12 protein-coding genes and 1 tRNA gene are annotated in these 14,513 nt (G+C 36.4%); 3 read left to right on the top strand and 10 right to left on the bottom strand.

Annotated elements, in window-relative coordinates:
* Nucleotides 1–28: 28 nt before the first annotated feature.
* The 3 genes from EG342_RS23935 to EG342_RS23925 are packed head-to-tail and all read left to right on the top strand — an operon-like array spanning nt 29 to nt 4,508.
* Entirely contained in the window at nt 29–1,378 is a 1,350-nt protein-coding gene (locus EG342_RS23935) for a radical SAM/SPASM domain-containing protein (RefSeq protein WP_164465227.1), read from the top strand.
* Nucleotides 1,379–1,382: 4 nt separating this feature from the next.
* Complete coding sequence (locus tag EG342_RS23930) at nt 1,383–2,285, top strand: hypothetical protein (RefSeq protein WP_103293168.1); 903 nt, start codon at nt 1,383–1,385, stop codon at nt 2,283–2,285.
* A 21-nt stretch (nt 2,286–2,306) separates the two neighbouring features.
* Nucleotides 2,307–4,508 carry a peptidase domain-containing ABC transporter gene (locus EG342_RS23925; protein ID WP_103293167.1) on the top strand — a complete coding sequence of 734 codons (2,202 nt, stop codon included), beginning with the start codon at nt 2,307–2,309 and terminating at the stop codon, nt 4,506–4,508.
* 75 nt (nt 4,509–4,583) lie between these two features.
* On the opposite strand, the gene EG342_RS23920 is transcribed toward EG342_RS23925, so the two are convergent.
* The 10 genes from EG342_RS23920 to EG342_RS23875 all read right to left on the bottom strand — a co-directional run bounded on the left by EG342_RS23920 (nt 4,584) and on the right by EG342_RS23875 (nt 14,513).
* A tRNA-Phe gene (locus tag EG342_RS23920) sits at nt 4,584–4,656 on the bottom strand.
* Between the two features lie 359 nt (nt 4,657–5,015).
* Complete coding sequence (locus EG342_RS23915; protein ID WP_103293166.1) at nt 5,016–5,357, bottom strand: cell wall anchor protein; 342 nt, start codon at nt 5,355–5,357, stop codon at nt 5,016–5,018.
* A gap of 30 nt (nt 5,358–5,387) precedes the next feature.
* Nucleotides 5,388–7,646 (bottom strand): hypothetical protein, encoded by a 2,259-nt coding sequence (locus tag EG342_RS23910; RefSeq protein WP_103293165.1) that lies wholly within the window; start codon nt 7,644–7,646, stop codon nt 5,388–5,390.
* Between the two features lie 22 nt (nt 7,647–7,668).
* Nucleotides 7,669–9,603, bottom strand: coding sequence for a hypothetical protein (locus tag EG342_RS23905; RefSeq protein ID WP_103293164.1), 1,935 nt, complete (start codon nt 9,601–9,603; stop codon nt 7,669–7,671).
* Between the two features lie 27 nt (nt 9,604–9,630).
* Entirely contained in the window at nt 9,631–11,613 is a 1,983-nt protein-coding gene (locus EG342_RS23900; protein WP_103293163.1) for a hypothetical protein, read from the bottom strand.
* Between the two features lie 9 nt (nt 11,614–11,622).
* Complete coding sequence (locus EG342_RS23895; protein ID WP_123868171.1) at nt 11,623–12,459, bottom strand: hypothetical protein; 837 nt, start codon at nt 12,457–12,459, stop codon at nt 11,623–11,625.
* Nucleotide 12,460: 1 nt separating this feature from the next.
* Nucleotides 12,461–13,009, bottom strand: a complete 549-nt coding sequence (locus EG342_RS23890; RefSeq protein WP_103293161.1) for a hypothetical protein — start codon at nt 13,007–13,009, stop codon at nt 12,461–12,463.
* A gap of 2 nt (nt 13,010–13,011) precedes the next feature.
* Nucleotides 13,012–13,929, bottom strand: a complete 918-nt coding sequence (locus EG342_RS23885; RefSeq protein WP_103293160.1) for a hypothetical protein — start codon at nt 13,927–13,929, stop codon at nt 13,012–13,014.
* Nucleotide 13,930: 1 nt separating this feature from the next.
* Entirely contained in the window at nt 13,931–14,230 is a 300-nt protein-coding gene (locus tag EG342_RS23880; protein ID WP_103293159.1) for a hypothetical protein, read from the bottom strand.
* Nucleotides 14,220–14,513, bottom strand: coding sequence for a hypothetical protein (locus EG342_RS23875; RefSeq protein WP_123868170.1), 294 nt, complete (start codon nt 14,511–14,513; stop codon nt 14,220–14,222). The genes EG342_RS23880 and EG342_RS23875 overlap by 11 nt, the downstream gene beginning before the upstream one ends.

The raw sequence follows: 14,513 nt of genomic DNA, 5'->3' as shown, positions 1-14,513 counted from the left end.
CTTATCTTTTAATTATAAACGTGCACCAATGAACTATAAACTATCTCATTATACTATTTCTACACAGGTTTCGGAGGATAAATATGTTATCTTTTCTACCAGAAGTTGTAAAGTACTTCTCCTGGAGAAAGAGAATTATAATTTCCTGATCAACGGACACTTTGATAAAGTCGATTCCGATATAAAAAACCAGCTTATTACAGCTGTTATTTTAGTTCCTTCTTTTGAAGATGAATTAATGGAAATTATAGAAGAAAATAAAATGATGATTTCAGGTAATGATGTATTGTATCAGGTCATTCAGCCTTCATCAAATTGTCAGCTGGGTTGCGGGTATTGCGGGCAGCAACATACCAAAAATGATCTGCAGGCCAAGGATTACGAAAAATTAATTGAGCGGATAAAATATAAACTTTCTTTAAAAGAGTATAAGGCCTTGTCTATTGGCTGGTTTGGAGGAGAGCCCCTGATGAGCTTACACACATTGCGAAAAGTAACGGAAAAATTAAAAGAACTTACCTCAGACTTAGGAATTGGGTACAATGCTAAAATTACCACCAATGGTCTTGCATTGAAAAAAAATATATTTCTGGAGTTGGTTAATAAGCATCATATAAAAACAATAGAAATAACATTGGATGGTACCGCAGAATTTCATGATAAAAGACGATTTGTGAAATCAGGCGAGAAATCATTTGATCTTATTTTTAAAAATTTAGTTGATATTTTTAGTATTGAAAATTACAAAGATCTCGGAGCTCATATTTCCATAAGATGTAATGTTGACAGTACCAATTACCAGTCAGTAGTTCCATTATTACAGTTATTGTATCAGCATGGTTTTCAGGATAAAATTTCCCATTTTTACGTAGCACCTATTCACTCGTGGGGTAATGAAGCACATTTGGTATCCCTGGAAAAAGAAACATTTGCTGAGAAAGAGATAGAATGGATTCTAGAACAATATAAATATGGATTCTCACCCTTGATTCTTCCCGTAAGAAATCACGAACTCTGTATGATTACTAATCAGGATGCAGAATTAATAGATGCATTCGGCAATATATACAACTGCACCGAAGTATCCTATGTTCCTGTTTATGATAATTCACAGTATAAACTTGGAAATATAAAAGATATTGATATTGACCAAAAGTTTAATTCACCTCATTTACAAAACTGGAACGATATTGTTCTTGCTGATGAAAAAGGATATCCATGCCATACCTGCAAAATGTTTCCGGTTTGTGGAGGAGGATGTCCTAAATCCTGGGAAGAGGGAATTATTGCCTGCCCTTCCAATAAATTCAATATTCAGGATAAGCTTGCCATCAATTATATTATACAGGAAAAAGGAGCAGAATATTTAATGAGTTGATAAAATGGAGAATAACATCTACACCATCGAGCTATTACAAAAACATAAAAAGCTTATATCTGCGAATATTATTCATTATAAGGATGATTTCATTTTTCAACAGGAAATGGATAAATTCATCAATATGGTATGCAAAGATAAGGAAGCTTTTAATTTCTACAGTCTCAATAATCATGAAGCACTCAAAGAGGCAAGAATGGGGAATGTACAAAAAGCAGAAATGCTGATGATGCGTGCTAAAAAGTGTATTGATTTTGATGTATTGTCAATTGTAGAAAAGGATGTATATACTTTGATAAGTCTCCCAATTCAGGCATTTTTAAGCTATAAAAAAACAAACTATATGATAGCAAAACAACAGACGTACGAAACGATGTTGTTCGATGAAAAACTTGAAGGATACAATCCTTCTATATCGTATCATAAGATCCAGCAGTTGCATAATATGTCAAGAATTGAAATGAAAGAAAAGAATATTGACAATACGGTTATTATTTTTAATTTATTATACAGAAATTTATTGCTTTCTGAAGAAGTAAATTATCAGGAGATTACTTTTTTCTATGAAGATAGCACTGAAGCTTTAAAAAAATTAAGAAAACTGATGTTAGGACAAATTACCAATGAATACATTCTTTTTTTGGATAAACTCGAAAACAAAGTTGAAATTTTGGACCGCACCTTTCATGAAGTATTTGAAAATGAAGCAGCTGTGAATAATGATTTAAAAAGCTATTTATATTGGATAATACTAAAGAAAAGTGCTGTGGATCATCAGCAACTGGATGCTGATGTTATTAAAAATTTCATCAATAAATCAGTTGATTATACTTCGACAGTACCAATTGATTCCTTATTAAATGAAATCAAAACACCAGCCAGAATTGACGAGGCATTAAAATATTAATCCTAAAATAACTTATTTTTCATGATTTTTGTTCCTCAACACGATCAGATGGATTGCGGCCCGGCATGTCTCGCTATGATCTCCTCTCATTATGGAGTAAATTTCAGATTACAATATTTAAGGGACAAAAGCTTCATTACCAGAGAAGGAGTTTCGCTATTAGGAATCACTGAAGCTTCAGCAAAAATAGGGTTTGATACAGTTGCTACTAAGTTGCAAATGAATAACTTAGATAGTAGTCTTCTACCATGTATACTACATTGGAACCAGAATCACTTTGTTGTTCTATACAAAATTTCAAAAAATATCTTAACAGGAAAACTGATATTTAAAATAGCAGATCCTGCACATGGATATATAGCACTAACGGAAGAAAAATTTAAAAATAACTGGATCTCTGAAGGTGAAAAAGGAGTAGCTCTTTTTTTAGAGCCAACGGAAGAGTTCTATAAACAAACCTCAGAACAAGAAACCAAAATATCAGTAAAATTTTTATTAAACTATCTGAAACCGTACAAAAAGCAAATGCTTCAGATGCTTGTATTTCTCCTTTTGGGAACCATCACTACTGTCGTACTTCCTGTTCTAACACAGAAATTAATAGATGAAGGGGTGAGTAAAAAGGATCTTTCAGTTATTTCATATATACTTATTGCTCAATTAGCATTTTTCGTGGGTAATATTATATTCAATGTTTTTCGCAACTGGATAATGCTGATTGTAGGAACTAATGTTAATATCCGTATTATTTCTGATTTCCTGAAAAAACTCTTACAGTTACCTATTAAGTTTTTTGATACGAAACTGTTGGGCGATTTCAGCCAACGAATACAGGATCATGAACGTATAGAGAGTTTTTTGACCTCCCAGAGCCTTATTACATTATTTTCAGCACTCACTTTCATTGTCTTCTTTGGTGTCCTTTGGTACTATGATATTACGATTTTATCCGTATATCTGATTTTGACTTCAATATCCATAACATGGTCTTTGTTTTGGATGAAGAAAAGGAAAATTTTAGATTATTTCCGTTTCCAGCAAAGAAGTGAGAACCAGGAATCCATTTATGAGATCATCAATGGAGTCTCAGAAATGAAGCTTAATCAATTTGAGGAGTATAACCGCCATAAATGGAAAGAAATACAGAAGAAGCTGTTGAAGACCAATGTAAGAATACTCAAGTTGGATCAGATACAACTTTCAGGATTTGAATTTATTAATCAGTTAAAAAATATCATTGTCACTTTTTTGGCAGCTTCATTTGTGGTAAAAGGAAATATGACCTTAGGAGAGTTATTAAGTGTTTCTTATATTATTGGACAAATGAATTCTCCGGTGAATGAGCTTATTCAATTCTTTCGATCTTTGCAGGACGCCAAACTGAGTTTATCAAGATTAAACGAAGTACAGGATCATCCCAATGAAGAACACGAAAACCAGGTTCCGTTACTCAGTAAAAAATATACTGAACAGAATGGAATAGAGAGGGGAATTTATTTTAAGGATGTCTCTTATCAATATGAAGGTCCCCGATCTCCTTATGTTTTAAAAAATATCAATCTTTTTATTCCTGAAGGAAAAATAACGGCAATAGTGGGAGCGAGCGGAAGCGGAAAAAGTACCCTCATGAAAATTTTCCTGAAGTTTTATGAACCGATAGAAGGTGAAATTTTTTTCAATCATTTAAATAGTAGAGATATTTCACCAAAAGACCTTAGAAAAAACTGTGGAACTGTAATGCAGGATGGTTTTATATTTTCTGATACCATAGAACGAAATATTGTTGCAGGGGATGAAGATATTGATTATATAAAGCTTGAGAAAGCTTTATATACTGCTAATATTAAATCTTTTGTTGAAGAACTTCCATTGGGACTGAAAACCAAGATTGGAGCTGCGGGTAATGGGATTTCCGGAGGACAGAAACAAAGAATATTGATTGCAAGGGCTGTGTATAAGAACCCGCAGTTTATCTTTTTTGACGAAGCTACCTCTGCTCTTGATGCTGATAATGAAAAAATAATTCATGACAATTTGCAATCTTTTTTTAATGGTAAAACTGCTGTCATTGTAGCACATAGACTTTCAACGGTGAAAAATGCTGACCAGATTGTCGTATTAAAACATGGCGAAATTGTAGAGCAGGGCAGCCATCAGGAACTGGTTTCCAGAAGATCCGATTATTATAATCTTGTAAAGAATCAACTGGAGCTTGGAAATTAATTCTTAGAATCCTTCTTACATTATTCAACAACTTTATAAAACAAAAAAACCTCCGAATAATCAGAGGTTTTAAAGTGGTTTCTCCAGGAATCGAACCAGGGACACATGGATTTTCAATCCATTGCTCTACCAACTGAGCTAAGAAACCATTATATTTTTGTTTGACTTACTTCGTTGTTTTAAAGTGATGCAAAAGTATAATAATTTATAATACCGTGCAAGCTTTTAGAAGAGTTTTTTTGAAAAAATAGATTAGTGAGGATGGTTTTTAGGGGTAATTGTCTGTTCATCAAAGAATTATTTTTTTAAATAATTCAAAATTTTTATTAAATGAAAAGGTAAGTTTCAATCCTTGTCAAGATTTTAAACCTTGACAAGGATTTTCACCGTAATACAGACACCAATTTCAAATGCCGTAATTCTTTTTCCAAACGTCCACGTTTAAAAATTTTTACCCTATAAATACAAAAAAAGCATCTGTTGTAGATGCTTTTGTAAATTATAAGTTTAATTCTCTTTTAATTTTGCTTTAAGAACAGCATTTTCTGCTCTCAGTTGCTCATTGATGCGTTTCTGAATATTGATTTCTTCTTCCAGCAATTTAATCTTTCGCTCTGAAATTTCTGAAAATTCTTTGAACTTTGATTCATAACGATTTCCAAGGTCATCCAAAGCTTCTTTATAAAGATTAACGAGTTTCTCGTCGTTCTCCAGCTTTTTACCTTCATTATCCGCATCCATTCCTTCTACCTCTGCATTCAGCTTTCTTCTTCCGAAAAACCATCCTGCAGAGCCCGAAACTACTAAGCTGAGAAAAGTACCTATATGTTCTTTGAATAACTCAATCATGTTTTTTATATTTAATTCATCTCTGAAAATTTAATCGTATACGTAGATTTCAATCACTCCAAATTGGCCTACAATATCGGTGGGGCTGCTGACATCGTCACAGTTAAGAAGATGAAGGTATAATGCATCATCCGATATGATATCTGTAAGACAGTCGTACGCATATTTCTTTCCTGACCGGGCATTTACCTTACTATTGATCCATGTTCTGTCAGTAGGGAATGCCCCTTGTAATGTTGCCATATATCTTCCTGTATCTTCACGTTTCCATACAATGTCTCCCAATGTATTTTCCAGAACTGTGAATTTAGGCTCCAGGTAACGGTCTACATACATCAAAGCTTTATAAATTTTAAAGCCCGGTCTAATTGTTTTTAATTTTTCATCTACCCATTTCTTTTGAACGAAAGAGTTGTCTGTATAATTTGCTCCGTAATAATTTGACCCTACAATACCCGGACCCAGTGCTGGTGAACCTATATCAATTCTATCCATATCTTTAGACAGGTTGATATATTTTCTGTTTTCACCTCCGTTTTGAGATAAAAAGACCTGTGTTGGGCTTACGCTTAATCGAGAAACCTGACCGGTAGCTATGTCTGTTGAAGTAATAAATGTAAACCCGTCTTCCATAGCAATTGATGCTACGCCACTTTTCATTTCTCCGCCTCCTTCTTTTGCAAATTCTATGGTACCCTTTACAGGTTTACCGGCAGATGTTCCTGCTAATGGAATATAATCCTGGGAGATCGTTTGTTTTTCTTCCACTCCAAAAGTTCCGTCGGGTTTTGCTACAACATTTTTAGTAAATGTGGCATCTGCGACGGGTAGCCTTAACACCTGTAAGCTGGTGTCAAATCTTAACCAACGATCAGCAAAATTTCCTTCGATGAAATGGGTTTTGTAATAATTATTATCCTTTCTGAGGAAGTTGTTGATAATGAATTTATTATTTTGTGCCCCGATCAGTTCAATATTAGACCCGAGAATAAGGTTGTTTTCGCCCCAGATTCCATTACCATGGCCCGAAGTTCCTCCTCCGATGACGACATTGGATGACCATAAACCGGTACCTCCCTTACCCCAGTATTGTCCTGCCTGATAACCCAAAAAGGTATTGTTGGCGCCGGCAATAAAGCAGCCTGTCCACTTTCCAAGCATGGTATTTCCGGTACCTTCTTTCAATCCATATCCGGACGATGTTCCTATCAGTGTATTGTCTGTACCTGTTACAAGTCCTGTTCCAGCCTCTACTCCCATGATAACATTGGCTGTGCCGGTAGTTACATCCTTACCTGCAAAATGTCCGACTACCGTATTGGATTGCCCGGAAGTTACTGCTGGTAATGTATTGTATCCCCAGGCGATATTGTAAGTTCCTGTATGATTAGCATTAATATTACCAAAAGAGAAAGAATACGTAGACCTGTTGATTCCCAAAACAGCCACTGTTCCCGGATTACCGCTTCCTGTTTTGTCTTCAGTAAAAGCGATGCCTTTAGGACAATAGTTGTTTCTGTTGACAACGGTAGCAAGTGTTTCATCCGGTAAGACTTCGGTTGTAGTAACACCAGCATCTCTTTTGATATAAAACTTACCGTCTGTAGCGGGTTTATTTACTTTCTCATTTAAAGCGGCTTGAAGACCTTCTACCATTCCTATAGTTACATTGGATATTCCTGTCGGTAGATAATTTTTCACCTCTGTTTTTTCACCTCCTTTAAACATATACAGGCTAAAGTTTCCGGCACTATCAGGGATGGCAATGAAATCATTATCCTCAAACTGATAAGAAGCTGAGTTTCCTGCAAAAGCTGGAAGATTAGTTTCTTTGGCTTCGATAAGGGTTGTTAAACCTAAAGCTTCTATTTTTTCAGCAAGAATTTTTCTGTCATCATTCACATAGTCATTGAATGTTAAAAATCTGTCATTGCTTTGATCTTTTGAATACACGTTCCCATATGTATTGCCATCATCCACGGTAGCTATATTTGTGGGAAGGTTGCCAACACCTAAGGCTGTTTTCCAGGCTTGGATATTAGTGTTGTCAAGATTTGAAGCATCTTTTTTTGCTAAATAGCTGGCATGAGAATCCGGGTTTGAAATATGGCTTTCGAAGATGCTTTTATCGGCTTTGTTCTGTAACTGGCTCTCTAAGCCTGTAACCTTACTGGTTGGGATAGATTCATCTTTGTGCCAGAATGATGACCATGAAGCCTGGAATTGTTCCTGAGTAGGGAAGTCTCCGGTTTCAAAATAGCTGTATATGGTGTTTAATGGTATTGACATATTTTCTGTTTATAAGGGTGAACTATTGATTTAAAGAGTAAATTTGTTGGATGGTTAAAGTTTCTGTTCCTACAATACCAAGTAATCCTAATGTAACGGGAACTGCCGGAGTGGTAATATTAAAATAATGAACCTTTCCATCTCCTTTTACCACCATGACACTATAAAGTGTTCCTTGCCTTGTTATATATATTGTATCTGTAAAGTTTGTACTTCCGGTTCCTGCCAGGTTTCCATTGAGTAGCACATTTCCGGAACCTCCCCATGAAGCATAATCCTGGTATTTCCATTCAATGCTGAAATTATTAACTGTTGAAAGCGGAATTAAACCACTTACAATTCCGACATAATTAACCTGATTGGAGATCGGTAATTGTGAGTTAATTTTAAAAGACAAACTGAAATCTTCATTTTCTTTAAATAAGACTGATGACCTTAAGGCTGTCCAGACTCCTCCGGGAGTAATCGTGCCATATCCGTTATTGCCATAGCTTCCTGATGTTGTGCTACCATCAGCTTTTAAAGGAGTCCATACAATACTTGTCATATCAAATTCAACTAATTTTGATAACGATTTTAAAGTCATTGGTGTTGTATAGTAGGCTACTCCATTCCATAATCTGATTTTATAATTTCCTTCCGGAATTGTATTGAAGTTAAACCAAAAAACAAGGTCTAATCCTGTCGTAAATAACTGGATCTGGCTGCCAGGAATAGTTGTATAAATATTGGTGTCAATATTGAGTAATTCAACAGAAAAAGTAGTTGGATTTAAATTTAAATTAGCACCTTTCAATGTTATCCAGGAAGGTTGATTTTTTGTTTGATCAACAATTGGAGGACTAATCAATGCAGCACTCATCGTACCGGTACTCCAGCCCCCGTTCATAATGGTCTTTAAATTGGTCTTTTGTGTATCGGTAAGATTGCTCCATAATTCAACTTCGCCTTCATAATCGGAGAACATGAAAGGACGTTTGATATTTGATACGTTTGTCCCGTAGAATTTTGTTCCATCATAGGTTAACTGATTATTTCTGGTTTCTGTATTCATGCTGAGAACAACAGCGTCTGTCTGTACTCTTCCTATGACGTGCAGTTGCTCACTGGGACTGCCTATACCAATACCAACTTTTCCTTGCTGATAGGCAACATTAGCTGCCATAAATTCAATACCGTTCCAATACACCATGTAATTGGGAGACATCAATATAGGACTCCAGGTCACCACGCCATTTTTTACAGAAGCAACATAGCTGAAATTGCCGGTGGCAGAAGGTTTATCCATTTTTGAATTCAAAGCGGTCTGTAAGCCTTCTACCATTCCTATGGTTACATTGGACAGTCCTGTTGCCAGATAATTTTTAACCTCTGTTTTCTCATTACCTTTAAACATATACAGGCTAAAGTTTCCGGAACTATCAGGAATGGCAATAAAGTCGTTGTCCTCAAATTGATATGAACCTGCATTGGCAGCGAATCCAGAAATGGTAGTTTCCTTAGCTTCGATAAGCGTTGTTAAGCCTAAAGCTTCTATTTTATCGGCACGGATCTTTCGGTCATCATTGACGTAGTCGTTGAATGTCAGAAACCTTTCGTTGCTCTGGTCTTTCGAATAGACATTTCCAAATTGACCTCCATTATCAACTGTAGCAAGGTTTTCCGGAAGCTCACCAACTCCTAAAGCTGTTTTCCAGGCCTGGACATTTGTGTTATCTAAGTTGGAAGCATCTTTTTTGGCTAAATAACCGGTATGAGAGTCGGGGTTTGAAATATGGGTTTCAAGTATATTTTTATCCGCTTTATTTTGCAGCTGGCTGTCTAATCCTGCAACTTTGTTGGTAGGGATAGATTCATCTTTGTGCCAGAATGACGCCCATGAAGCCTGAAACTGTTCCTGGGTAGGAAAGTCTCCTGTTTCAAAGTAGCTGTATATGGTATTTAATGGGATTGACATGATTTTTAAATTAAAATAAAAGGATGTTTAAAATATATAGCAAGATTGTATATTAAAGCCCGCGTCGGCACCTATTCCGTCGTTATTCAGAGTGTTGTTGATATAGGAAACCAAACATAACGCATCTTCAATTCCTACTTTAGTTCCTACAGCAATCTTTCCTCCCTGTTCAATGATAACAGTGAATAAATTTCCGTTCCTGGCCATGGTAAATCCTGCGATTACTTCGGTTTCATTTCCGGTAACGATTGCCGTTAAATTATCTCCCTTGACAGTTTTTGAGTAATTGGCAAGGTTGTTATTATTAATACTTGTCTGAAAATTGGCATTATTGTTTAAGCTGAGGTTGTTGTCTTTACTTATTAAACCTAATACAATATTCATTGCTGAATTGGATGCATCCCTTAACCTGAAAGTTCCTGAAATACTGAAATTTTGTCCGGCAGGAATAAGTTCACTGCTTTTCATTGCTGCTACAATAACAGCCTCCCGGGCAAAAGGTTTATTTTGGTAAGAAGCCACATAGCTCATTGCACCTCCGGCGATATTCACAACTCCGGGAGTGCCTGGTGTATATAGTTTGGTCTCCCATATAAGATTATTCAGGTTGATAAGCTGAAGTTTGTCAACAACATTTACAGTCATTGATGTTAGATAATTGGCAACGCCATTCCATAATCTTAATTTATAACTTCCCCTGGGAATATTCTTAAAGTTGAAATAGAAAGATAAATCCAAACCATTGGTATAGAGCTGAACCTGAGAATTTGGGATAATCGCTATAGGAGTCACTCCATCATTTGCCATAATTTCCAGACTGTAGCTGGTAGGGTTAAGATTTAAATTAGCTCCTTTTAAGCTGATCCAATAGTTTTTGTCCGAAATATCTACTACAGGCGGTGTGATGAGTGCAACACTCATGGTTCCTGTACTCCAGCCACCATTCATAATTGTTTTAAGATCAGTTTTCTGTGCATCTGTCAGGCTGCTCCACAATTCTACTTCTGCGGCGTAATCAGCAAACATAAAAGGTCGTCTTACAGAAGCATTATTTGCTCCCCAGAATTTCGACCCATCATAGGTAATCTGATCTCTTTTTGCTTCATTATTGGTATCAAAAGCATATGCGGAAGATCTTACATTTCCTAATAAGTGAAGCTGCGCTTCCGGAGTTTTGGTTCCGATACCAAATCTTCCGTCTTTATAATACATGGTAGACTCTTTGAAATCACTTCCATCCCACGACAGCAAATAATTGGAAGCGGGTGATATGGGAGCGTAAATTGGTCCCGGGCCAAGTCCTCTGATAAAGAAATTACCATTATAAGAAGGTTTACGCATTTTTTCATTCAAAGCGTCTTGTAGCCCCTCTACCATTGCCATGGTGATATTGGAAAGTCCTGTTGCCAGATAGTTTTTAACCTCTGTTTTATTGCCTCCTTTAAACATATGCAGGCCAAAATTTCCATTGTTGTCAGGAATGGCTATAAAGTCATTATCTTCAAATGTATATGAACCTGAATGTGCCGCAAATTCTGAAATAGATGTTTCCGTAGCTTCAATAAGGGTTGTTAAGCCTAAAGCTTCAATTTTATCAGCCCGGATTTTTCTATCGTCATTAACGTAGTCATTGAATGTTAAAAACCTTTCATTGCTTTGGTCTTTTGAATAGACATTTCCAAACTTATTTTCATTGTCAACCGTGGCGATATTTTCCGGCAGTTCACCTACACCTAGAGCATTTTTCCAGGCCTGAACATTCGTATTATCTAAGTTAGACGCATCTTTTTTGGCTAAATAAGCTGTATGGGAATCCGGGTTTGAAGTGTGTGCTTCAAATATATTTTTATCAGCTTTATTCTGCAGCTGGCTGTCTAATCCTGCAACCTTATTGGTAGGAATTGTTTCATCCTTGTGCCAGAAAGATTCCCATGAAGCCTGAAACTGCTCCTGAGTAGGAAAGTCTCCGGTCTCAAAATAGCTGAGTATGGTATTTAATGGTGTTGACATTTTTGTTTTTTATTGGAAATTAGGTTCAATAAAGTTGACTATTCTATAAGGGTTAAGAACATCGAAAGGCTGAGAAGTTCCCCCCGGATTGAAGGTTCCTGTACTGTAATGCCATCTGTTATTACCCCCATCAAATCCACCTCCACCGATGTTTCCTTCATATGGATTAAGTAATGAAAGCGAAGTCGTTAAATCAGGTAAATTCTGCTTGGTAATTATTTTGGTTTTAGAACCGCTTTCAGCTCCAAGTGTTGAAAAAGAATTATCATTAGGATTCCATCCCATTACCGTTTTTCCTCTAAAGTCCTGGCATTCTTTCCAGCCTGCAGGAATTTCTGATACCGGTTTTTTCCAGACAAAGACCACTCCTCCGTTGACAATAGGTGACGTTTTAAGCTCAAGCGCAGCAACTCTTTGTGCTAAAGCGTTAACATCAGGTTGCGACGCCATATTATTTAATTTTACCTGGATTTCTTTTAAAGTAGACAGCTTAACGAATTCCGACCATAGATAGTTATTGGAGCCGGTACCTGTACCGAATTTAACGGTTCTTTTTTCAATTAAAACCTTTGATTCCTGGCTTTCAAATACTTTTTCAATGGGTTCAGTGTGGATGTATAGGTTGGAGCTTACACTTCCTCCTTCGAAGTAATAAAGCTTTCCATCAATGGCTACAATTCCCGGATTCACAAAGGATCCTACAACTTCACCTCCTGATAAAATGGTTTTATTTCCTGCCAGATCTCCAAGAACCTCAAAAATTTCATAAGCTTCTTCAATAAGTGCCATGAGGTCATTCGTTAGAGGAACACCGCCTGTTTGTAAAAATTTGAAATTATATTTCATATTAATATGCTTTTGTTTGTATTTGGTACCTTTTGGAAGGTAATTTGTAAAAATCTATATCAGCTTTCAGCTGGTCTATGTTCAATAATGGTTCATCAGGATTATCACTATTCACAGGTATCTGTACAATAAAGTCGTATTCGCTGTAGAGTTCTGCTTCCATTCTCAGATAAAGAGGATTGGTATCTCCGTAGAGCCATTTGGTTTTCGGATTATAAATTCCTCCTCCCGGAGTAGGCGTGCTGCCCTGATTGTCCTCGGCTTCAGTGTATATGTAAACACCTTCATACTGGACGGCTTTAATAATTTTAATTCTCTTGGCAACCCGATCATGCTTACGATTGAGGACTTTTTCAAGTGAAAACTTCTGGTAGTTGTAATTCATCTTTTCCAGATTTCCTTTTCTTTCTTCCATGACACTTTTATAAAGGTCCTCAATGCAGAAAATAAGAACAGACACCAGGTTTAATACTGATTTTGTTCGCCAGAACGTAAACAGCCACCAGCTTGCCAGTCTTTTAAAATTGATGGTAAATAATTTATCATTCATGATTACTGTGCCTGATAATTAATGTAGGTAATGCCACTCCAGTCTTCTTCATAATCCGGGTCTGACGGATCTGCAGACTGTCTTAATGTAAAGCTTCCCGAACTTGGGATTCTGCTGATTTCAATAGGCTGGAAAGGTCCATAACCAGGCGAACCTGCTTCAATCCATTTACTGGAAACTTCTATATTTAATAAATCGGTAACTCCTTCTACAGCCAGGATGGCAGCTTCTAATTTCTGCACACTTAATTCTCCGTTAAAAGGAAGATTTTTCAAAAACCTTTTTATCGCATCCTGAACAGGATATCTGGAAGTTCTGATGCTCATCCCTGTTTTTAAAATAATAGCAGGGTTGTAGCAGATTTTAAATTTTAGCCTTAAAATATCAGGTCTGTAATTGACAATGGTGATATTGTCGCCCGCAGCCTGAATTTGCTCTATATAAGATTTAAAAGCTAATCCGATATCGTCATTTACAGGTACAATTTCGCCGTCGCTCTGTTCAGTAGCAATTTTCATTGAAATTTTTGAACTGCTTACCGCTTTGGTAACAGCTACATATTTGATGACCTTTGAGTCTTCAATTTCCTGAAGGGTAGCATCTACAAGTTCTCCTTCACTATTTTCATATTGAGGGGAAAACTGATCGCTTTCCGGAAGCAGACTGAACCCATACTGGAATCTGAGAGCTTCGTTTCTGTACCATCTTAAGGTAGGAACCTTCTGCTCTTGAATTAAAGTTTCAATTTCCTTTAAATGAAGTTTACAAGCTTCCTGGAAGTTCCAGATCACAAAACCTATCGTTTCAAATATCTTTCTCCAGAAAGAGGTTTTGGAATTGGTGTTGAGAGCTTGCAAATCCGGGTTGTCGTTTTTAAGCTTTAGGATCTCATTGATTATTTCTTGAAGCGTTTTATTCATGTTAACTTACTTTAAAAGTATTTCCGATTTGCATATATCCAATTCCTTTCAATGTCGGTAATTGGTTTTCCTGTTCTAATGTTGTCCCTGTAGCGGGTTTTATCAATCTTGATGTATAATAGTTGATGACATCAGGATTTTTTTCTATTTCATCCGGAATTATCAGTTGGGTTCCGGATGCTAAAAGATCTGAAACCGACATTCCGTTGGCAATGGCGATGTCAAAACATTTCTGCACATCTCCTGTATATTGTATGGAGATATCTAAAATCGATTGCCTGTTGAGTACTTTAATCTCCATAATCTGCGTTTATGTTTATATCAAGGGTATCGCTAATTTCTATCTCATGCACGTTCATTCCATCGGCAAAAAACTCCTGTCTGATTTCTCTCGCCAGTTCTTCAGGTGCTTCATGTTCAAGATATCTGCGTGTTCCTACACCGTTTTTTGGGAAAAGTTTTATTTCTCCTTTATCTGCAAGTAGCAAACTTCTCTGATGTTCATAGGTGCTTTCACCAAAAACAAAATCTCCTTCTGCAAATTGCAGTTCAAAATTTTCATTTAAAAGAATATCTGTAGGCAT

It is taken from the genome of Chryseobacterium lactis (genome assembly GCF_003815875.1).
Taxonomy (GTDB): domain Bacteria; phylum Bacteroidota; class Bacteroidia; order Flavobacteriales; family Weeksellaceae; genus Chryseobacterium; species Chryseobacterium lactis.
The sequence above is the reverse complement of the archived record's forward strand: the minus strand, read 5'-3'. Positions and strand labels throughout refer to the sequence as shown.